This is a genomic window from Thermoanaerobaculum aquaticum, assembly GCF_000687145.1.
GTDB classification, from domain to species: Bacteria; Acidobacteriota; Thermoanaerobaculia; order Thermoanaerobaculales; family Thermoanaerobaculaceae; genus Thermoanaerobaculum; species Thermoanaerobaculum aquaticum.
In genome coordinates this window covers 19,017-39,028 of record NZ_JMFG01000007.1, presented here as the reverse complement: position 1 = coordinate 39,028, position 20,012 = coordinate 19,017, and the positions used below count along the sequence as shown (strand labels likewise).

Annotated in this window: 20 protein-coding genes; 2 read left to right on the top strand and 18 right to left on the bottom strand. The window is 63.9% G+C overall.

Features of this window, described 5'->3' with window-relative positions; translation table 11 throughout:
• Positions 1–47: 47 nt before the first annotated feature.
• The 18 genes from EG19_RS03135 to EG19_RS12280 form a co-directional block, all read right to left on the bottom strand.
• Positions 48–893, bottom strand: a complete 846-nt coding sequence (locus tag EG19_RS03135) for a cytochrome c3 family protein (protein WP_038047420.1) — start codon at positions 891–893, stop codon at positions 48–50.
• Between the two features lie 2 nt (positions 894–895).
• Entirely contained in the window at positions 896–2,755 is a 1,860-nt protein-coding gene (locus tag EG19_RS03130; RefSeq protein WP_038047417.1) for a hypothetical protein, read from the bottom strand.
• A gap of 60 nt (positions 2,756–2,815) precedes the next feature.
• Positions 2,816–4,222 carry a heavy metal sensor histidine kinase gene (locus EG19_RS03125; protein ID WP_053334818.1) on the bottom strand — a complete coding sequence of 469 codons (1,407 nt, stop codon included), beginning with the start codon at positions 4,220–4,222 and terminating at the stop codon, positions 2,816–2,818.
• Positions 4,212–4,907, bottom strand: a complete 696-nt coding sequence (locus EG19_RS03120) for a heavy metal response regulator transcription factor (protein ID WP_038047464.1) — start codon at positions 4,905–4,907, stop codon at positions 4,212–4,214. Before EG19_RS03120 ends, EG19_RS03125 begins: the two co-directional genes overlap by 11 nt.
• A 37-nt stretch (positions 4,908–4,944) precedes the next feature.
• Entirely contained in the window at positions 4,945–6,399 is a 1,455-nt protein-coding gene (locus EG19_RS03115) for a hypothetical protein (RefSeq protein ID WP_152543885.1), read from the bottom strand.
• Between the two features lie 239 nt (positions 6,400–6,638).
• On the bottom strand, positions 6,639–7,175 hold the full coding sequence (locus EG19_RS03110) for a prepilin-type N-terminal cleavage/methylation domain-containing protein (RefSeq protein ID WP_038047413.1): 537 nt from the start codon (positions 7,173–7,175) through the stop codon (positions 6,639–6,641).
• The gene (locus EG19_RS03105) at positions 7,175–7,585 is read right to left on the bottom strand and encodes a type II secretion system protein (protein WP_038047408.1); all 411 of its coding nucleotides are present in this window, start codon (positions 7,583–7,585) and stop codon (positions 7,175–7,177) included. Before EG19_RS03105 ends, EG19_RS03110 begins: the two co-directional genes overlap by 1 nt.
• Positions 7,586–7,587: 2 nt before the next feature.
• Positions 7,588–8,049: a type II secretion system protein gene (locus EG19_RS03100; protein ID WP_038047403.1), complete on the bottom strand. Its 462-nt coding sequence runs from the start codon at positions 8,047–8,049 to the stop codon at positions 7,588–7,590.
• Complete coding sequence (locus tag EG19_RS03095) at positions 8,046–10,379, bottom strand: secretin N-terminal domain-containing protein (protein WP_038047402.1); 2,334 nt, start codon at positions 10,377–10,379, stop codon at positions 8,046–8,048. Before EG19_RS03095 ends, EG19_RS03100 begins: the two co-directional genes overlap by 4 nt.
• Positions 10,380–10,381: 2 nt before the next feature.
• A complete protein-coding gene (locus tag EG19_RS13850) occupies positions 10,382–10,957 on the bottom strand; it encodes a hypothetical protein (RefSeq protein WP_152543884.1) in 576 nt (191 codons plus the stop codon).
• Complete coding sequence (gene pilO, locus EG19_RS03085) at positions 10,944–11,555, bottom strand: type 4a pilus biogenesis protein PilO (RefSeq protein ID WP_038047399.1); 612 nt, start codon at positions 11,553–11,555, stop codon at positions 10,944–10,946. Before pilO ends, EG19_RS13850 begins: the two co-directional genes overlap by 14 nt.
• A complete protein-coding gene (locus tag EG19_RS03080) occupies positions 11,552–12,124 on the bottom strand; it encodes a hypothetical protein (protein ID WP_038047396.1) in 573 nt (190 codons plus the stop codon). The genes pilO and EG19_RS03080 overlap by 4 nt, the downstream gene beginning before the upstream one ends.
• Complete coding sequence (locus EG19_RS03075) at positions 12,121–13,032, bottom strand: type IV pilus biogenesis protein PilM (RefSeq protein WP_038047394.1); 912 nt, start codon at positions 13,030–13,032, stop codon at positions 12,121–12,123. The genes EG19_RS03080 and EG19_RS03075 overlap by 4 nt, the downstream gene beginning before the upstream one ends.
• Entirely contained in the window at positions 13,029–14,660 is a 1,632-nt protein-coding gene (locus EG19_RS03070; RefSeq protein ID WP_038047389.1) for a GspE/PulE family protein, read from the bottom strand. The genes EG19_RS03075 and EG19_RS03070 overlap by 4 nt, the downstream gene beginning before the upstream one ends.
• A gap of 8 nt (positions 14,661–14,668) precedes the next feature.
• Positions 14,669–15,877, bottom strand: a complete 1,209-nt coding sequence (locus EG19_RS03065; protein ID WP_038047387.1) for a type II secretion system F family protein — start codon at positions 15,875–15,877, stop codon at positions 14,669–14,671.
• Complete coding sequence (locus EG19_RS03060; protein WP_038047385.1) at positions 15,877–16,560, bottom strand: secretin N-terminal domain-containing protein; 684 nt, start codon at positions 16,558–16,560, stop codon at positions 15,877–15,879. The genes EG19_RS03065 and EG19_RS03060 overlap by 1 nt, the downstream gene beginning before the upstream one ends.
• Before the next feature lie 3 nt (positions 16,561–16,563).
• Complete coding sequence (locus EG19_RS03055; protein ID WP_038047383.1) at positions 16,564–17,052, bottom strand: zf-HC2 domain-containing protein; 489 nt, start codon at positions 17,050–17,052, stop codon at positions 16,564–16,566.
• Entirely contained in the window at positions 17,049–17,663 is a 615-nt protein-coding gene (locus EG19_RS12280; protein WP_053334817.1) for an RNA polymerase sigma factor, read from the bottom strand. Before EG19_RS12280 ends, EG19_RS03055 begins: the two co-directional genes overlap by 4 nt.
• 103 nt (positions 17,664–17,766) lie before the next feature.
• Between EG19_RS12280 and EG19_RS03045 the strand changes: the two genes are divergently transcribed.
• Complete coding sequence (locus EG19_RS03045) at positions 17,767–19,029, top strand: 3-deoxy-D-manno-octulosonic acid transferase (protein ID WP_053334816.1); 1,263 nt, start codon at positions 17,767–17,769, stop codon at positions 19,027–19,029.
• Positions 19,026–20,003, top strand: a complete 978-nt coding sequence (gene lpxK, locus EG19_RS03040) for a tetraacyldisaccharide 4'-kinase (RefSeq protein ID WP_053334815.1) — start codon at positions 19,026–19,028, stop codon at positions 20,001–20,003. Before EG19_RS03045 ends, lpxK begins: the two co-directional genes overlap by 4 nt.
• The last annotated feature ends 9 nt before the right edge of the window (positions 20,004–20,012 follow it).

Sequence of the window (20,012 nt, the reverse complement as noted above, 5' to 3'; positions counted from 1 at the left end):
GAGCGCCACGCGTTCTTCACCGACCGCTCCTCGCTTTCGTACATGGCTTACTCCGTGAACAAGCGCACACTGCGGTGCGATCCGTGAACTGCCGCATGGCACGCCACGCACTGGCGGTAGGAAGCGTTGCTGAGGTTGTGGGAGGGGGGAACCTGCGCGTGGCACTCCAAACAGAGCCACATGGCTTCCGGTCTTACCAACAGCTGCGGATTGGGCGAGCCGTGGGCCTCATGGCAGCGAACGCACCCGCCCACCTCCCCGGCCGGGTGGGGGTAGAGGAACGGACCTCCCTTTTCCCCATGGCAGCTTACGCAGCGCTTTTGGGGATCCCGGGGAATGCCCAGGGAGCTGAAAAGCTCTTGATGGATTCCGTGGCAGTTGCTACACGGCAGCGGAGAACGGCCTTCCCGATGGGCGAAGGGCAAAGAAAACTCGGACCGTTCCCGGGGGTGACAGGAGCCGCAGAGTTGCTCTTCGGGGCCGCGCAGCAAGCGCTCGGCCTTGGCCGCTTGATGGCCGCTTTGGTGGCAGGAAAGGCAGCTTACCCCGGCGCGGGCATGGGCCGGCGCCTGGAGGTTCTGACCCACCGGCGGCCAGGCGTGGCATTGCCGACAGGCGGCTGCCATCGTTTCCGCGGCTGTCCCCCGGCCGCGGATGTGGCCAGCCAATGGGTCCTGGGCGTGCTGGGCCCCTGGGCCGTGGCAGCTCTCGCAGGACCGCTCCAAAACCCCTTCCCGGCTCAATGCCATGGCACGACCATGGGGACCGTTGGCAAAAGCCTGTGCCACATCCTCATGGCAGCTGGCGCAAACCGTTCGGCCCACGAAGCCCGGGGGCAAGCTGCTGCCCGCCACCGTTGCCGACAAAACCGCAAACAAGAAAGGCGCAAACACGGCTAGAACCTCCACCGGGTGATCACCGCTGCCCTCCGGACCTGAAAGTCATCCCGGTTGCTGGCCGAGGCGTTGTAACCCCAGGAGTACAGCACCAGGCTCCAGGCCCAACGCTCCGAGTGCTCCCAGCACAGCTCCAGGTCTCCGCTGTGGCTGGAAAAAGCGGTGCCGTCAGGTTGGTTTTCCACCACCGTGATGCCCCCTTCCACGCGCAGGCGTTGGCTGAATGGCCACGAGCCCCGCAGAGCTGCGGTGCGGAGCTTCAGCTCGTAGGAAGAAACACCGGGTTGCACCGGCAACGGAACGAGGCCCAACTGGACGTCGCTGGTGACCCGGAGCTGCGTGAAGAGCAACGATAGGCGCGCACCGGAATCGGCAAAAACACTGGCCGAAAGGGAAAGCTCTTGGTCCTTGTAGTTGGCATTGGCCACCGTACTGGGGTTGTCAGCCCGCTCGTTACTGGCCGAGGCGGCCAGCTCCACGCCAGAACGCGGTTGATAGCGCAGCTTCATCCACACTCGCCGCGTGGTTTCTGGCTCGACCCGGAAGATTACCCGGCTGAACGTGCCCCGCTCGCCTCCCGCTTCCCCGGAAAACCCCCAAATCCCCTTCCACCGCGCCACCAGCCCCCAGCCCCGGGCGTCCCGTTGGTAGCGTTCCGACGGGCTTTCCTGGCTGCGGCGCCAATCCACCTCCCGCTCCCCCATCCGGCGGTACGCGGTGATCCCAAGCTTGTCTCCCTGCCAGCCGGCTTCCAGCGTGTGGCTCGTATCGCGGAGATCGAAAACCCCTGAATCCCTCCAATCCACGGGTATTTCAACGACCCCACCTGGGCCGTCCAGGACTAAAACCCGCTGGCCCACAAACCGGGTGTCGCTATCCCGTTCTTCTCGATTGGAGCGCACCGCCACGTTAAAACCGTGACCGAGAGCAAAACCCACATGGGCCGCCGCCCGCTTCACGCTTCCCACCTGGCGGGACGTGCCTTCCTCCAAAAAGCTCAAAGAGCCCCAATTTCCTTCGCCCAGGAGGTAGCGCTCCCAGTAGGAAAGGTCGTTGTGTGAGCGATCGCGCCGGTAGAGGGCTTCCACCCCAATGTCCCAGCGGGAGTCGTTGTAGGCTGCCGCAAGGCGGGTGGTAGGCGATGTGGTTTTGAAAGTACCGGGCTTTTTCAGCTCCGCGAGCACGTCCGGGTCCTGGCCGCCGGCCGGGGAGCCCTGGTTGGCTGGAAACAGGCGAAAACGGTTGCGAACTTGCGCCACACCCTGTTCCAAAAGCAAGCTCACCGGCAGGCCCTTGGTGATTAACGAAAAGGAAGCCTCATCCAGGTCGTCCCCAAGCCTTCGGGTGGCGACGTAAGGTTCCCCCAAGCCGTAAAACGGCCCGGTGATGGAGCCGCTCCGGTGAACGTGACGCAGCGCCAACTGCAGTTGCGCCCTGGAAAACCCGTCGTAGATCAGCTTGCCATGCCACCGTTGCATAGCCCACTGCTCCCGCCGGGTGCCCAAGTCCCAGCCTGGGGAAAAGAAAAACCGCTCCCGGCGGCGGAAGTCCAGCTCCAGTTGCCATTCCCGGTGCCAGGCCACCTGCAGACGGCCACGGCCATCGGGCTCCGCCCCAAACCCCTGGGCCTCCAACCGAAAGCGAGAAAAACCAGGAATCCACGGGCGCAAATCCAGATTCAGCCGGGAAAGGAAAAGCCCGGAGCCGAAGGGGTACTGGCTTTGAAAGCTGTCCTCCGAACCTGTGACCCGCTGCCAGGCAATGCCAAATCCGACCTCGCCGTTGGACTGAGCCCAACCGGCTGAAACCGCAAGCCAAGAGCCCAAAAGCAACCACAGCCGGTGTCCTGCCCCACGCATGCCCAAACGCTCCCGATGGGCAATGTAGGGCTTGTTTCTTACAAGAACATGACGGGAAAGTTACACTTGTTTAATATCTGCCCCACCAATGGGAAACCACAGGTGCACCTCGGTTCCCCGGGGGTTTGCGTCAGCGATGGTGACGCCTCCTCCGTGAAGCTCCACAATGGAGCGGACGATTGCCAAACCCAGACCGCTCCCCTTCCGCCTGGGAATTGGCGGAAAGCGCTGAAACAGGAAGGGCATGATTTCCGGGTCAATGCCACACCCGTCATCGGCCACCGTGACCACGCTGCGCCCTTCATCCTGGCTTACCCGCACCCGGACGGTGCCACCGGCGCTCACATGTTGCAAAGCGTTGGCCACCAGGTTGGCCAGGGCTTGGCGGAAGAGGTCGCGGTCCACAAAGGCTTGACCCTCCCCCTCCAAAACCAAGCTGACGTCTTGCGTCTCGGCCAGGGGACGGTAAAACTCCAGCACCGCTTTGGCCTCGCCCTCCAGCGCCAGCCACCGCTTTTGCAGGGCCATTTCCCCGCGATCCGCGCGGCACAAAGACAGCAGCTTTTCCACCAGGCGCGCCAACCGGTCCAGCTCGTCCAAGGCCGATTCCAAAACCGCCCGGTATTCCGCTTCGGTGCGGTTGCCCAAAAGCGCCACTTCCATTTCCCCCCGCAGCACCGCCAGCGGTGTGCGCAGCTCGTGGGCTAAGTTGGCGGAATAAGAAGCTAGGTCGCCAAAGGCCTTTTCCAACCTTTCCATCAAACCGTTAAAAGCCTGGACGAGGCTTCGCAGCTCCTGGGGGTAATGATAATCGGCAACCCGCACCTGAAGGTCTGAAGCTGAAACGTGCTGCACTTCGGCGGTGAGCCGCCGCAAGGGCGCCATGCCCTTTCTTGCCCCCAGCAAACCCAAAAGCGTGGCCGAGCCCACCGCCAGCACCACCATGACCAAGCTGGAGTTCCTGATGTCCCGCAAGAGATCCACGTCGTCGCTCACGTCTAAGGCCACCAACAATAGCCCTTCGGCGCCGCCGGTCATGGCGTAGGGTCGCCACGCCACCACCACGAACCTGTCAGGGGCAATGGCCTGGGGATGGGTATTGTGACCGCCAGGGCCTCCAGCAGGGAGCTGGGGCCAAACGGTTGCCGGCAGCTCACTCATCCCGGGCGTTTCCACCAAAACCTCGCCGGTTTTGGCCTGCAGGCGAAACCCGTAGCGGTTGGGGGCAAAAAGCACCGGTTTGCCTTTCGGCAGCGAAGCTCGCTCCAAACCCACCCGGTTCCGCAGCTGCTCCACCGGAACGGAAGCCAGCGTGTTGGCCACCTCCGCCAGCAAACGCTCGTGCTCTTCGTGCAGGTGGTGCTCCACCCGCCAGTAAAAGGCCACCAAAACCGCGCCCAAAAGCACCACCGAAAGGAACACAAAAAGACCCGTCAAGCGGGCCGCCATGGAAACGTTAGCGCGCATGTTTTTCCGGGCTTTCTCGGGGTTCTAAAACGTAGCCCACACCCCGCAAGGTGTGGATGAGCGGAAAGGCAAAGGGTTTGTCCACCTTTTCCCGCAGCCGGTGGATGGCCACATCCACCACGTTGCTATCGAAATCGAAGGAAGCGTCCCACACCAGCTCGGCAATCATGGTGCGGGTCAGGACCTGCCCCGCTCTTCGCGCCAGCAACGCCAAAAGCGCAAACTCCTTGGCCGAGAGATCCAGAAGCTTTCCGGCCCGGGTTGCCCGATGGCGGGTGAGGTCGACTTCCAGATCGGCAACCCGAATCACCTCCTCCCGGGGCTCGGGGGTCCGCCGCAGCACCGCCCGCAGCCGCGCCAAAAGCTCGGAAAAAGCAAAGGGCTTGACCACGTAATCATCGGCCCCCAGCTCCAGGCCCTTAACCCGATCCGGAACCGAGCCGCGAGCGGTCAGGCAAATCACCGGCACGTGGAGTCCCTGGCGCCGCATTTCCCCAAGCACCCACCAGCCTTCCTTATCCGGCAGCATCACGTCGAGCAAAACCGCGTCGTAGCTTGCCGAAGTAACTTGAAACAGACCATCTTCCGCGGTTTCCGCAACATCTACCACAAAGCCCGCTTCGGTTAAGCCCTTGCGCAAAAAGCCTGCAGTCTTGCGGTCGTCTTCAATGACCAAGATTCTCATGCTCCCTAGTCTAGCCAACTGTCGCAAAAAGGGCTCGTTACCGGCTCCCACCCTTTGGGCGCGCTGGGACGGAAACACCTGACGCGGGAGCCACACGCACCACTTCCGCGGAGAGGTAGCGGCGGCGGGCCATATGGCCGATTTTGGGCTCGGGCCAGGAAGCGGAAAAAAGCACCTGGGAACCGCGAGCAAGCGCCGGGGAGCGGACCCAAAGTCCGGGAGCCGGGTTTTGGGGGTCTCCCACTTCCACCGGGAAGCCTGCGGGTTGCAGGACAAAGAGGGCGTGAGGGCGAATGCCGCCGTTCACAAATACCACCTGGGGCTGCTGGGTTTCCCGCACCCAGGACAACGCGGCCCACACCGGGTTAGGTTCGGCGGCGCGCAAGGTCAAGGCCGGTAAGATCCAAGCAAAAGCTGCCAGCATCCAGGTGCCCAGCAAAAGAACCCCGGCCCCCTGCAGCCAATGCGTGGGCAAGACCAAACCGGCAGCCAAAGGCGAAAGCAATGCGTAAGCGGGAAGGGCGTAGCGCACGGCGGCTTCGGCGGTCATGGTCCAGGGGGCCAGGAGCAAGTACCCGCCGCCGGAAGCTAAAAGCAGCGCCACAAGGCGGCCGTACCCCCGGCGCCAGAGGAGCCACCCACCCGCCACACAGGCCAGCCAAAAACACACCGCCAGCGCTTGGCTCCCCAGGGGTCGCACCAGCCAATCCGCCACAAAACGAGAAAACGGCAAAGCGGGGAAGCGAGAGAGGTACTCGTGGGCATCCATCCAGGAGGCCAGCCAGCGGCTGGCGGCGAGAAAGCGATTAACGCCGGTGAGCCGCAGCACCGGCAACCAAACGACAAGGCTTACCAGCAAAGCCGCCGGCAAAGACCAGAGCCAGCGGTACACGCGCTTTCGGGAAAGCCTCAAGGTTACCAGCGCCCAAGGACCCAGGAGCGCCAGAAAAATTTGAGGCCGGGTCCCACAGGCCAGGGCGGTCATGGCTCCGGCCAGCACCGCCGTGCTGCAGGTGGGCTTTTGCTCCAAGCAAAGCAACGTGGCCACGGCCAGCATCGCCAAGCCTGTGGCCAGCATGTCCGAAAGCCCCAAGTTAGCGGCAAAGGAAAAACAAGGCGAAAGCGTGGCCATCAGGCAGGAGAAAAAAACCGCCAAGGCAGGAAGTCCCACCAGACGCCCCAACCACCCGATCCCCCAAAGCGCCAGCACCGCGCCCACAATCGAGGCCAGCTGCGTGGCATGTACGGGATCCGAGCCCAGAAAAAAGAAAAGCTTGGAAAGCCCCATGTAAATCGGATAGCCCGGGGGGTGCGGGGCGTGTTCCCCAACGTCAAACTTCAGTACCCCTCGGACAAACAGCACCTCGTCCCACTCCATGGGGGATTGGGGAAGCGTGGATATCAGCCAAACCACGTAAAGGCCCAAGGCTCCCGCAAAAACCCACCATTCAGCCAGGGGCCTGGCACAGAGAGAAAGCCGGCAGGTTTGCATCCAGCCTCGCCACCGCTGCCGAAAGACGCGGACCAGCTGGCTCAGCATGCCACGACCCAGGCCTTAGCGGCTTGCGTTGCGAAAAATCCAGTATCGCGCACTGGCGAAAAGGAAGGGAAAGGATCCACCGGCTGGCAATGCGCGCTCCTTGGGCTGCGGGAAAAAAGCTCCGCGCCCAAAACCACTGGAGCCAGCAGGAACCTGGCTCGGAGCATGCTCCCTCCCTATTTGGGCCCTGCTTAATCCCGAGCCTTGCCTCCAGGTTGCCCCGGGATAGGGACCTGGAACTTCTTGGGATCAAACACGAACTTCCAGTCGCAGTAGCGGGTGCGCCCCTCGTAAACCTTGATGGATTCCTGACAGGACCGGGAACGCACCCCCACGATGGGCCCCCGGGCTTCGGTCTTGCGTTCTTCCCCCGGTGGGGGCGTGGGGACCGCAATGCCGATACCAAGGCCCTCCGAGCCGGTCCCCTCCTCCCCCAAAAACACCGGCACCCAGTCCTTCTGGCCGGTAATGGGGTCGGTCCAGGCTTTGCGCAGCACCCGGGGCTTGGCTTCTTCTAGCTCTTTAAGGGTTAGCGGAAACCGGCCGTTTCGGGCGCGAAACAGGCGGATGGCTTCCACGTACTGGTTTCCCCGGAAGATGAGCTCTTCTTCCTTTTCCCGCTGGCGCTGGAAGGTGACGGTTTGCACCGCCACCCCCATCATGATGGCCATCACCGCCATGGCCACCACCACCGCCACCATGGTGAAACCGCGCTGGTTTTGGTTCATCACCAATCGGCGTAGCGGGTGCCGTCCAGGGCCACCCCTTCCGCCCCCGAGTGCACGTCAATGATGCCGGGACCCGCTTCCTGCTCCTTTTCGGTTTCGTCGCCGGTGGTTTCCGCGTACACCACCACCCAGGTTTCCGCCGAGCCGGTGATGGGGTCCACCGGGATCTTGCGCAGGTAGCCCATGCTCACCAGCTCCTCCAGGGAGGTGGGCCAGCGGCCCCGGTCCCCGTGGAACTGGTCAATGCAGGAGCGAAGGGTGTAAAGGTCGGCTTTCAACGCGGCTTCCTTGGCACGAATGGGGGCGTTGCGCATGGCCGGCACGGCAATGGTGGCCAAAATGCCGATGATGGTCACCACCACGATGAGCTCAATGAGGGTAAAACCCCGCTGCCTTTCGCCGTACGCCATGGTTACCAGTCCCTGTACTTGGTGCCGTCCAAGGCGGTGGCCTCGGACAGCGAGTACACGTCGTACACGTTTTGTCCACCCCAGCTGGTGGAGTCGGGTTCGTCCTGGTAGGAGCGCAAGCCCCACTCCGCCTTTCCGGTCATGGGATCCACGGGAATGCGGCGGAGGAACTTGCGCTTGGTCTTTTTCCCTACGATTTCCACCCCTTCCACCAGCTCTTCCAGGCTCTTGGGGTAGCCTTCGGTTCCCAAATCCACCTGAATCATGCCCTGATCTGCCAGGCGCTTGTATTCGTCAATGGCGTTGCGCATTTGCCGCAACGCCAGCTTGAGCTCCGCTTCCTGCTCCCGGCGGGTCATGAAGCGGGCGGTAGGGACGGCAATGGCCGTGAGGATGGCCAGAAGCGCCGCCACCATCACCAGCTCCGCCAAAGTAAAGCCGCGTACGCGCCGAAGCTTTCTCATGGTTGCGAACCCAAAACCTGCGGCACCGCCACCACCGTGGCGTTTTGGCTGGTTATACCACCGATGGGCCCGGCAAAGATAATGGGCAGCTCACCGGCGGTTCGCGGCCGCACCGTGAGCTTGCACAGGGTGGAGGTGCCGGTGGCGGTTCCCGGGTAGGAAAGCGTGATCCACCCCAAAACCGGTGTGTGGGTGACGGTCACCGCCTTCACTCCGTCCGCGGTGGTCACGTGCCCCTCCTCCACCCGCAGCACCTCCAAGCGCGCCGGATCGTAGGCCAGGTGCAGCGGAGCATCGGCGCCTCCTACCCCTGCTTCCAGGACCACCACCACCCCCGCTTCCGCTCCCACGTGCACCGGCAAGCGCTGGGGGTAAAAGCTGATGCGGGAAAGCCCGAAGCTGTCGGCATCGGCGCTAGCAGCGGTGGCGGCTAGCCCCCCCTCCTTGCCTTTCTCGGCTGATGGAGCCTGGCCTGGTGAAGGCAAAAGCAGCGAGCTGCTCTTGTCCGGCTTTTCCTGCTCCTGGAAACGCAGTGGTGGTGCTTCCTCCGGGACTCCTTCCCCTTCCTGTTCCGCCGGCAGGGACAGCGGCTGGCCACGACCGGGGCCAAAGATGCCCAGCTCCGCCGGTCCCTGCACCCGCGGTGCGGTGCCAAAAATTGACACCCGGGTTTCGGTGCCCACCCACAGGGGGGCCAGGTCTTCTTCGGTAATGTCGGGGTTGCGGATGATGTGAGGGGTGAGGGTCAAGATAAGGTCGGTCTTTTTAAAGTCGTGCTGGGTGGAACGGAAAAGCCCACCAATCACCGGTAAATCGGAAAGGAACGGCAAGCCTGATTTGCTTTCCCGCTTGCTGTAGCGCAAAAGCCCGGCCAACAGCGAGGTTTCCCCGTCCTTCAAGCGAATCACCGATTTGATGGTGCGGGTGCCAATTTTTGGTTGGCGCTGTCCTTGCGCCACCTCCACGCTCTCCCCCAGCTCCGAAACCTCCACCTCCAGCTTTAGGGTGATCTCGTTGTTGTGGTGCACACGAGGCTCTACGTTGATCTTGATGCCCACGTCCTGGTACTGGAAGGCGGTGATGGGCACGATGTTACCGCCCACCGTTTGCGAGGTGTTGAAGGTGGTGGTGGGGATGGGCACGCGATCGCCAATCACCACGCTGCCCTTCTCCCCTTCGGTAATGCGCAGCTCCGGTTGCGCCAGGGTTTCCGCTTGCCCTGCAGACTTGATGAGGTTGATGGTGACGTTGGGCACCACCACCCCCCACATGGAGCGGGTGATGTCGTCCAGGCGGGGGAGGGGGATGCTGGCCTCGTCGGCGCTGCCGGTAATGCGGGAGGGGTCCAGGGTGATGGGGTAGCTGTAGGACGAAAGGCTCGCACCAATGTCCCGGAGCTTGGAGGAATCCACCTGCAAGAGCTCCACGCTCACCAACACTTCCGCCTTGGACTTGTCGTTGGCGGCAATGAGCCGCTCGGCGATGGCCACCTTGTCAGCGGTATCGCGAATCACCAACGCGTTGAGCTGCTCGTTGGTGGCCACCCGGCGGGCATCGATGAGGGTGCGGATCATGTTGTTGATGTCTTTCACCTCGGCGTTGGAGAGGAAAAACGTCTTCACCACCAGATCCTCGTAATCCCGGCGGTTTTGCGGGGTGTCTTCCACCACGATGATGGTTTTTTCGTCGAGCACCTTGTAAAAGTGCTGGGCGGCTTGCACCACGTTATCCAACGCTTGCTTGGCGGTAACGTTTTTCAGCTCGATAGCCAGCTTGGTGTCCTTCAAGCGCGGGTCGTACAGCACGTTGAAGCCAAAGGCCTTGGCGATGGCGTTGTAAATATCCTTGACGTTCACCGGGTTGGGGAAAGCTAAGGTCATGGGCTCGGCGGTTTCCGGGGTCAAGATGGGCGGTTTGACCTTCATTTCCCGGGCTGCCTTTTTTGCTTGCTCGAGCTTGGCGGCGCCCCCCTCCTGCGCGAGGATCTCCAGGTCCTTGCGCACCTTAGCAAGCTCGGTTTCGGCGTACTGATGGGTGGGGTCCAGCTGCACCGCCAGCTCCAGCTCGGTGCGGGCCCGGGCCAGCTCTCCGGCTGCCTTAAACCCCAGGCCCCGCCGGAAGTGCTCCTCCGCTGCTCGCGTGCGGGCCCGTTGCAGGTCCATCTTGAGCTTGATGTTGCCGGGATCGGCAGCCAGAGCCTCCAAGAGGTAGTACACCGCCGCATCCCAGTTATCGCCCGTCATGGCCTCTTCCGCCTGCCGCGAGTAGCGGTAGGTGGCGCAGGAGCCCAAGATCACCGTGAGCACCACAATCCAGGAAAGCCTTCGCATCGTCACCTCGCCAGCGGCACCTGGGTGGTGATGTTTTCCGGGTAACCCAGGTAGCCAATCGTTACCGCGGTGGGGCCAACCTCCCGCACCACGAACTTTTCCTTCACCACAGAGCCTACGGGCACCACCAGCACATCGTTGCCTTCGCGAAACACCGCCACCGGCCTTTCCCGCGGTCCCAGCCAACCCAGGTAGGGCAAGGAAAACGGCGGTGGAGGCGGCAACCGCCGACCGTCGGGAAGCAAAACCCCTGGCGGGGTGGGGGTGGGCCGGGGCGGCCCAGGGGTTACGGGGGGCGGAGGCACCGGCGTGGGTGTGGGTCGGGGATCCGGGGTGGGGGTAGGTGGTGCCCCAAAGGTGAAGAGGTTGCGACCCGCGCCTTCGGTCAGGGGTGGCGGCGGGGCCGGGGCCGCCGGAAGATGCGGCACCTCAAAACGGGAAAGCACCACCCGCTTCTCGCCCCCCGGCAGAACCTTCTGCACCAAGCCCGGCCGCAGGCGCCACACCACGGTGAAGGCCAACGCCACCACCAGCAGCACCGCCAGCGCCACCTTCCGCGGGGAATCACTCAGTTGCACTGCTGGCCTCCTGCGCCCCCAGTTGGGTCAGCAACGCCTGATCCCAATCGGAAAAGTACGTGCCTACCACCATTTGCAGGGAAATTTCGGTGCTTTGCGCGGAGCCCTCGCCCCGCAGGCCCAACCGCTCGATGACCACAAACTGGGGGATCGCTTCCAGTTCCGCCATGTAGCGGCGGAGCTGCTCGTAAGAACCGGTGAGCTCGTAAGTGGCGGTGAAGTGCACCAGCCCCGACTTGCTGTCCTTGCGTGCCGCGTAAGAAATGCGCTCGGGGAAAAGCCCCACCTTTTGCGCCCTGAGCACCACCTCCTGCAGAAACGGCACAAGCCGCTGGCGCATGGGACCCATTTCCTGCTCCCGCAGGCGGGTGAGCTCCTCCTGCAGCTGAGAAAGCCGCTTTTGGGTTTCGGAAAGCTCCCGCACCATCCGCTCCAGCTCTTTTACGTGAGCTTCCTTTTGCTTGAGTTGCGCCACCGCTTCCGCCCCTCGTCCCAAAACCGCCGAACGCAAAGCCAAAAGCCAGAGGCCGTTGGCCAGCACCAGAGCGGCGGGCACCAGCCAAACCCACACGTACTTCCACCACGCCGAGCGGTTCACGTGGCAACCTCCGGGTTGTAAGTCACGCTCAAGGAAAAGCCGTACCCCATGGGGCTGCCGGTCCCCGGTGCTTCCTCCTGCCTGGGGATGGGGTTGGCAAACCGCGGGTCCTCCATGAGGCGCCCCAGGAACTTAAGCCAGGCTTCGCGGCTGGTGGCCACACCCTCCAGCGTGATCGTGACCTTGCCGCTGGCGTCCACCGCGGGGTTAATGCTCAAAAGCCGCACGTCCCAGGGTGTGACGTTTTCCAGGTCCGACAGCAGCCGGCCCCAGCGCAGCTGCCTCTGGGAAGCGGCGTGGGCCACCGAATCCACCTCCAGCTTGAGCTTTTTCCAGTTCACCCGGGAAAGCTCGCGGTTGAGGGCATCGGCTTGTTGGGAAAGGAGCGAGGCCTTTTGGCTCAAGGCCAGCAGCTTGCTGCCGGCGTCCTTTTCTTGCCCCCGCACCGAAAGGAAATCCACCACCGAATACCCGCTCAAGGCCAGCGCCAAAAGCCAGATGACCCCTGAAACCACCCACACCGGCCTGGTGTTTAAGAACGGCTTGGAAGCCAGGTTTGGGCGTCTCATTCCCCCTCCCCAGGTTGCGCCGCCGAAAGCAGGCCCCACGTCATCAAGGGATTGGTCACCAAAGCGGGGGGCGCCGGCGGCTCACCCAACCGGCGGACATCCACGCCCTTTTGCTCCAAAGCCCACAGCTGAACGGCCTTGGCCAAGCTCTCCTCGCCTGCCGCCAAAACCACCGAAAAGCCCGCCGCCGTCCACCCCTTGTCGGCCAGAAACTGGGCGGTGCGCGAAAGCTCCCGCAGCGCCAAGCTCTGGGCCCGCGCCCCCGCTTGCGGCATGAGCTTCAAGCGGGAAAGCTGCACCCTCCCGTCGGACAAAACCACAATGGCCATGGCCCGCCCCACCGTGGAAACCAGCACCAACGGCCGAGCAGCAGCTGGCAAAACCGCCGAAAGCGCAATGGAAACCGGCTCAATGCTCCCCAGCTCGCAACCCTGCGCGGAAAACGCCTCTTCCAGAAGCGAAAGGGGCTTGTCCAAACCCAAAACCACCAACACCCGCCCGTTGGCCCCGCAGGGGGTGTAATCCAGCCTGACTTCCTCGGGACGGCACGGGAGGAGCTTCTTAAGGCGCCAGCGGATCACCTCCTCCGCCTCCTCCCGCCGCCGGGGCAAAGCCTCCAGCTCCAACACCAGGGCCCGCAGCCAGGCGTCGGGCACCACCAGCGCCGCCCTCTTGGGAAAATCCCCCACCAGACCCTTGAGGTTTTCCAGGGTGGCCTTGAGCCGATCCACCTTGACCTGCAGAAGCCCCACCGGGCCCAGCTGCACGGCATCGGCGGGGAGCGGGCGGCTTTCCACCCGCTCCAGGCGGCTTCGCCGCCGGTCCAGGAGGCCGTAGTACACGGCTTCCTCGGTCACGGCGAAGGCGTGGCGGGGACGGGGGGTGAGGAGGAGGTCTTTGGCGCTCATTCCACGAACGTCACCTTGTTGATCTCGCGCAGCGTGGTCACGCCCGCAAACACCCGCTCCAGGGCCGACTCCCGCAGGAACTTCATGCCCTCAGCCTTGGCGGCCTTTTTGATTTCCGCCGCCGGCCGGCGGTCCAGGATCAACGCGCGGATGTTGTCGGAAAGGTCCAAGAGCTCGGAAATGGCGGTGCGGCCCAGAAAGCCGGTGCCGTTGCACTCCAGGCAGCCGGCCCCTTCGTAAAAGGTAACCCCCCGCACCATTTCCGGCGTCAGGCCCGATTCCTCCAAAAGCTCGGGGCTCACCTCCGCCGGTCGCTTGCAGTGGGGGCAGATCTTCCGCACCAACCGCTGGGCCAACACGCAGTTCAAGGCGGACACGAAGTTGTAGAGGTCCACGTTCATGTTCAAAAACCGCCCCAGCACGTCCACCACGTTGTTGGCGTGCACGGTGGTGAACACCAGGTGCCCGGTAAGGGCGGATTGTACGGCAATTTGCGCGGTTTCCTCATCGCGGATTTCGCCCACCATGATCTTGTCCGGGTCGTGCCGCAGGATGGACCGCAGGCCGCGGGCAAAGGTCAAGCCCTTCTTTTCGTTCACGGGGATTTGCGTGACCCCGGGGAGGATGTACTCCACGGGATCTTCAATGGTGATGATCTTGTCCTCGGTGGACACGATTTCCGAAAGGCAGGCGTAAAGGGTGGTGGTTTTGCCGGAGCCGGTGGGACCGGTGACCAGCACCATGCCGTAAGGCTCGCGGATGAACTTGCGCAGCTTGCGCTTGGTTTCCGCATCGAAACCCAGAACGTCCAGGTTGAGGTTGCGGAACTCCTGGTTGGCCGATTCTTTGTCCAGGATGCGGATCACCGCATCCTCACCGAACACCGTGGGCATGATGGAAACGCGGAAGTCCACGGTTCGCCCCTTGATCCGCAACTTGAAGCGCCCATCCTGGGGGATGCGCTTTTCGGCAATATCCAGCTCCGACATGACCTTGATGCGGGAAATGATGGTGGCGTGGTGGCGGCGGTCAATGGGCTCTAAGGCCTCGTACAGCACGCCGTCAATGCGGTACTTGACGATCACCCCGTGATCCCGGGTTTCAATGTGGATGTCGGAGGCCCGGCGCTGGATGGCGTTGTAAATGATGGTGTCCACCAGCTTGATGATGGGCGAGGTATCGGCGGCAATGCGGTCAATGGACAGGGCCTCCTCGCCGTTGTCGGTTTCCTGCACCAGCTGAATGCGGAAGTCCTCGGTGGCTTCATCCAGAACCCGCTGGGTGGACTCGGACTTTTCCAGGATTTCGGCAATGCGGTTTTTGGGGGCCACCCGCACTTCCACCGGCGAGCCCAAGGCCAGCTCCACCTCGTCCACCATCAACACGTCCGAAGGGTCGGCCATAGCCACCACCACCACCTCCCCTTCCCGGTGGAGCGGCACAAACTGGTAGCGCAGCATCACGTCCACGGGGATGTGGCGCAAAAGCTCAGGGTCCACCCGGAAGTTGGAGAGGTCATCAAACGGCAAGCCCAGCCGTTCGGCCAAAGCCTGGGCCTTGGCCACATCGTCCTCCGGCGGGATCCACCCCGCCAGAGTTTGCGAAAGCTTCTTCAAATCCGTGCTCATGGCCCCTCCTACTGCACCCGCTGCAACAGCGTAAACATGGGCAGGTACACGGACAAGAGCAGGGTCACGATGACGCCGCCCATGAGCACCAACACCGCCGGCTCAATGAGCGTCACCACCCTTCCTAACTTGACCTCGACGCTCTCGTCGTAAAACTGCCCCACCCCATCCAGCATCTCCACCAAAGCCCCCGTGGCTTCCCCCACCTGCACCATGGCCAGGGAAAGCTCGGGGAAAAGCCCGGTGGTTTCCAAAGACGACCATAAGGGCTGTCCTTCCCGCACCATGGGGATCACCCCCCGCAACGGTTCGGAAAGGGCGCGGTTGGTGACGGTGCCCACCGCCACTTCCAGGGCCGGAACCAGCGGCGTACCTCCGGCCAGGAGCGTACCCAAGGCCCGCACGAACTGTGAAAGCCCGAAGAGGTGGAAGATTTCCCCCACAAACGGCAAGCGCAGGCGGGCTCGGTCCCAGGCCAAACGTCCGGTTTCGCTTTGCAGGTAGCGGCGCAGCACCACCAGGCCGATGACCAGACCAGCCAGCAAAACATATATTTGTTGCTTGATGAAGCTGGCCAGAGCCAAGATCCCCAGCGTCAAAAGCGGCAGCTCGGCCTGGAAATCCTGGTACAAGCCGGCAAAGCGGGGGATCACGTAGGTGACCAGCACAACGATCAAGCCAAACGCCAGGCCCATGAGCACCGCCGGGTAGGTGAGGGCCGAGGTAACCTTCCGCCGGGCGCCTTCCAGCATTTGCTGGTAGCGGATGTAGCGCCGCAAAACCCCCACCAGATCGCCGGAGCGCTCGCCGGCAAACACGCTGGCGCAGTACAGGGGGGGAAACAGCGCCCCCTGGGCCGCAAAGGCCTCGGAAAGCGCCACCCCTGAGCGCACGTCTTCCAAAACCCGCGCCAACACCTCCCGGAAAAACGGGTTGCTCTGCGCTTTTTGCAGCAGCTCCAGGGATTGCAGCACCGGCATCCCCGCCGCCAAAAGCGTCGCCAGCTGCTGGTTGAAGACCAAAAACTCCAGAGGTTTGACCTTTTCCCGAAAGCGAAAGCGCCAGGAAAGGCGCAGCCGCCGGGCGGCCTTCACCGAAAACACGTAAAGCCCGCGGGTTTCCAGCTCCCGACGCAGGGCTTCGGCGGAAGCCGCGTGGTGCTTTTGCTCGCTCACCCGCCCATCCGGCATCCCCAGGCGAACCACAAACTCAGGCATTACGTCTCCTCCCGCTCGGCCCAAAATACCAGCACCAGCGCTTGGTTGGCGGCCTCCGAGCGAGCTGCTCCTAAAATGCCGGTTTGCTTTAAGCGCAGGGAAAGGGTGGTGCGCAGCAAGAGGCGCAAGCCCTCGCTGCCGTCGGGGTTGCGGCTCTTGCGGTAAAGCTCAAAGCCCTGGAGCTGCACGCGATCCCGCTCGCGGCTTGACCCCCGCACCAAGAACTTCAAGTAGTACTTCCCCGCCGCTTCCGCTTCCACCGTAGCCCCATCGGTGGCCGCCAGGAGCAGGGTGTCCAGCTCCTGGTAGGAGGTGAAGCGGAAGACCTCCGAAAGCTCGCGGCCCACCCCTTCAATTAGGGGGCTGGCAGCACCCGGGGTGGGGGGCACGGTGGACGCCAGGATGAGGCGCAGGCGGATGCGGTAGGTTTCCGGCGGCACATCGAAGCTGGCCAAAGCCTCCGCCACCCGCTTTTGCACCGCCGGGGTGTCCCGCACCGTAAGGGTGTTGGCCCGCGGCTGAATGAGCAGCGAGCCCTCCGGCGACAGGAGCGGCTCAACCACCGAAGCGGCCTCCCGGGCCGGTTTGAACCGCAGCTGGAAAACCCGCACCTCCTGAACGGCTTGCGCCCAAGCACCGAGGGTGAGGCCAGAAATCACGACCAGCGCCGCTAGCCACCGCACGCCCTAAAGCTCCACCGAGGGGCTTACGATGAAGGCGACCTGCGTTCGGGCATCCCCCCCGGAAGCCAGCTGGTACACCCGCACCCCTTCCCCCTCCACCTCTACGAAAGGCTCGGGGGCAAGCTTTTCCTGCGCCGGCTGGGCCACCACCTGCGGCCGGGGTGAGCGGGGCCAGCGCTCGTAAGCCAACCCTAGGACCAAAAGCGCCGCGGCAGCTGCCGCTGCCCGCCGCCAGGTCCGCTTTTTCCTGGCCAGAGCCCTTTCCACCCGCCGCTGGTGGATGCCCGCCAGGACCTCTTCCACGAAGCCACCGTCCGCCGTGTCCGTCGCCGGTAACGCCAAAGCCAGCGCCACCGTGGCATCCTGCTGCCAAAGCCAACGGCGGCACCCCGGGCAGCTCCGCACGTGGGCGCGGAACTCCTGACGCTCCTCCTCGCCCAAGCTTTCGGCCAGGTAAGCTGGCAGCCACCCCCTCACCCTGCTGCAGCTCATGCCTCACCTCCCCTGGGGAGGTACTCGGGATAGCGCCGCGCCAGCTCCCGGCGCAAGGTGGCCCGCGCCGAAAAGACGTGGTTGCGCACGGTGGTTTCGGTGCAGCCCATGATTTTTGCCACCTCCGACGTGGAAAGCCCCTCCACCTCCCGCAGCACGAACGCTTGCCTTTGGGCCGGCGGCAGGATCTGGGCGAGCTGGTGGAAGATGCTCTCCACCTCTTTTTCCTGCAAAAGCTCCGGGGCCTTTGGGGCTTCCTCCTCCCCCACCAACCGCAGGTGGGTTTGGTGGGTGCGATCCCGGCTCCCCCGGGCCCGCAGGGCGTCAATGGCCAAGTTGGAAGCGATGCGGTAAAGCCAGGTGGAAAAGCACCAGGAAGGGTCGTAGCGGGAGAGGTTTTCCCAGGCGCGGATAAAGGCTAACTGGGCGATGTCCCGGGCTTCTTCCTCGTCCAAAAGAATGCGGGCCGCCAAGCGCCGAACCCCGCCCTGATGGCGCTTGACCAGCAAAGCAAAGGCCTCCTCGTCGCCGGCGCGAGCGGCTTTGGCCAACACCCGATCGTCGGCTTCGGCGTTCACATCCCTACTCGTAAAAAGGCGAAGCACCCCCACGGCACCTCCGTCCTCCACCCCCGTTTACGTGCCCCGGCGTTCCGCCGTTGGGGGCAGTATAGACCTTCCGGGCTTTTGCTGGTCCCTGCGTTAGACTTGGCGGGTGCGCGGGTTTTCCCTGCTCCTCTACCGGCTGGTCTTGCACCTAGCGTTGCCCCTGGCTGCTCCTTTCCTGTGGGTAGCCGATCGCCGCACCGGAAAGCGAAGGCCACCGCTCAGGATGCGCCTGGGTTTGGGTCTGCCACCGGTGCCCCAGGGTGGGGTGTTAGTCCATGCGGTTTCCGTGGGGGAGGTGACGGTGGCCAGGGCGCTGCTTTCCGAGCTTCGAAGGCGCGCTCCCCAGGTACCGCTCCTCCTCTCTGCCACCACCGCCACCGGCCTAGAGCTCGCTTCCGGCGCCCAGGTGGCCGACGCCACCCTGCCTTTTCCCCTGGACCTCCCCGCTCCCACCCGCCGCTTTCTGGCCGCCACCCAACCGCGGCTTCTCGTGCTGGTGGAAACCGAGCTTTGGCCGGAGATGCTTGCCGCCTGCAGCGAAGCCGGGATTCCCGTGGTGCTGGTCAACGCCCGCATTTCCGACCGCTCCTTTCCGCGCTACCAGCTCTTTGCCCCCCTTTTGCGCCCGCTTTTGGCGCCGCTCACCCTGGCCCTGGCGCAAACGGAAGGCGATGCGGCCAGGCTGGTGGCCTTAGGGGTACCGCAGGAAAAGGTACGGGTGACCGGCAACATCAAGTTCGACGTGAAGCCCGCAAGGCCTCTGGCCGAAGACCTCAAGGCGCGGCTTTGCCAGCTGGCCAGCGGTCGTGCCGTGTTGGTAGCGGGGTCCACCATGCCCGGGGAAGAAAAGCAGGTCCTTTCTGCCTGGATGAAGCTCCCGGACCGCCCGTTTTTGATCCTGGCCCCCCGCCACCCCGAGCGGGCCCAGGAAGTCCTGGAGCTTTGCCGGCAACTGGGGCTAGCGGCGGTTCGCCGCAGCCCCTTGCCCGCTGCCCATGCCACCGCCGACGTGGTGGTGCTGGACACGGTGGGGGAGCTGGCGGCGCTTTACCAGCTGGCCACCGTCGCCTTTGTGGGGGGCTCGCTGGTCCCCACCGGCGGGCACAACCCCATTGAGCCGGCAAGGTTTGCGGTGCCGGTGGTTTCCGGCCCCCATGTGCGCAACTTTGCCGCGGTGTACCGGGAGCTGGAGGTGCACGGCGGGGTCAAGCTCGTGCACAATGTCCGCGAGCTGCAAGAAACGCTGGCCCATTTGCTGGTCCACCCCCAGCAAGCCCAGGCCTTAGGCCAAAACGCCCAAGCGGTGCTGGCCAAGCACGCAGGAGCCACCGCAAAAACCGTGGAAGCCTTGCTCCCCTTCCTGCCATGAGCCTCCAGCGCCTGGTCAACGCCCCTTTTGAAGGTTTGAACTTCGTGCTGCGCTTTGCGGTGAGCCGTGGTCTTTTGCCGCGGAAAACCGCGCCGCTTTCGGTGATTTCCGTGGGCAACATCACCATGGGGGGCACCGGCAAAACCCCCCTGGTGGAGGCCCTGGCGCGGACGCTTTTGGAGCTTGGTGCCAAGCCGGCCATCCTCACCCGCGGCTATAAACGACTGGGGAAAACCACGGTGGTGCTGCAAGGGGACCCAGGTCCGGACTGGATCCAGGCGGGCGATGAGCCCTCGCTTTTGGCCAGAAGGCTTCCTCACGTCCCGGTGGTGGTGGATGCCGATCGTCTGCGTGGGGCCCGCAAAGCGCTTTCCCTGGGAGCCACCCACGCCCTCCTGGACGACGGGTTCCAGCACTGGCCGCTGGCCCGGGAGGTGGACCTGGTGGTGGTGGACGCCAAAGACCCCCTGGGCCGCCAGAGCTGGCGTCGTGAGGGCCCCCGGGCGCTGGCGTTTGCCTCCCGCATTGTGTGTGTGGGCAAGCCCACCGAGCAGGAAACCGCCCGGACTGCCCTTTCCCGCTACCACCCCTTGCCCCCCTTTGCCGTTTCCCTGCAAGCCCTGGGTTTTTTCTGGCAAGACCGCCTGCGGCCCTTGACCGAGCTTGCTGAGCAAAAGCTTCTGGCCTTCGCCGGCATCGCCCATCCCGCTCGCTTCTTTCGGACGCTGACCGAAACCGGCGCCCAGCTCGTGGCGACAAAGCCCTTTCCCGACCACCACCCCTACACCCGGGCGGAACTGGAGCTCCTGCTGGGGGAGGCCAAACGCCAAGGCGCCATCCCCATCACCACCGCCAAAGATGCGGTGCGCTTGCCCCAGGACCTCGCCCCCGAGGTGGCGGTTTTGGAGGTTTCCTTGGTTCCCCTCCAGGAGCCCTTCACCGCTTTGGTGAGCCCCGTCCTCGGCATCCGCTAGAATCCCAAC

Excerpts from the sequence above, each read along its gene's own strand:
- EG19_RS03130 (WP_038047417.1), bottom strand. The coding sequence starts at position 2,755 with ATGCGTGGGGCAGGACACCGGCTGTGGTTGCTTTTGGGCTCTTGGCTT.
- EG19_RS03125 (WP_053334818.1), bottom strand. The coding sequence starts at position 4,222 with ATGCGCGCTAACGTTTCCATGGCGGCCCGCTTGACGGGTCTTTTTGTG.
- EG19_RS03120 (WP_038047464.1), bottom strand. The coding sequence starts at position 4,907 with ATGAGAATCTTGGTCATTGAAGACGACCGCAAGACTGCAGGCTTTTTG.
- EG19_RS03115 (WP_152543885.1), bottom strand. The coding sequence starts at position 6,399 with ATGCAAACCTGCCGGCTTTCTCTCTGTGCCAGGCCCCTGGCTGAATGG.
- EG19_RS03110 (WP_038047413.1), bottom strand. The coding sequence starts at position 7,175 with ATGAACCAAAACCAGCGCGGTTTCACCATGGTGGCGGTGGTGGTGGCC.
- EG19_RS03105 (WP_038047408.1), bottom strand. The coding sequence starts at position 7,585 with ATGGCGTACGGCGAAAGGCAGCGGGGTTTTACCCTCATTGAGCTCATC.
- EG19_RS03100 (WP_038047403.1), bottom strand. The coding sequence starts at position 8,049 with ATGAGAAAGCTTCGGCGCGTACGCGGCTTTACTTTGGCGGAGCTGGTG.
- EG19_RS03095 (WP_038047402.1), bottom strand. The coding sequence starts at position 10,379 with ATGCGAAGGCTTTCCTGGATTGTGGTGCTCACGGTGATCTTGGGCTCC.
- EG19_RS03080 (WP_038047396.1), bottom strand. The coding sequence starts at position 12,124 with ATGAGACGCCCAAACCTGGCTTCCAAGCCGTTCTTAAACACCAGGCCG.
- EG19_RS03075 (WP_038047394.1), bottom strand. The coding sequence starts at position 13,032 with ATGAGCGCCAAAGACCTCCTCCTCACCCCCCGTCCCCGCCACGCCTTC.
- EG19_RS03070 (WP_038047389.1), bottom strand. The coding sequence starts at position 14,660 with ATGAGCACGGATTTGAAGAAGCTTTCGCAAACTCTGGCGGGGTGGATC.
- EG19_RS03065 (WP_038047387.1), bottom strand. The coding sequence starts at position 15,877 with ATGCCTGAGTTTGTGGTTCGCCTGGGGATGCCGGATGGGCGGGTGAGC.
- EG19_RS03055 (WP_038047383.1), bottom strand. The coding sequence starts at position 17,052 with ATGAGCTGCAGCAGGGTGAGGGGGTGGCTGCCAGCTTACCTGGCCGAA.
- lpxK (WP_053334815.1), top strand. The coding sequence starts at position 19,026 with ATGAGCCTCCAGCGCCTGGTCAACGCCCCTTTTGAAGGTTTGAACTTC.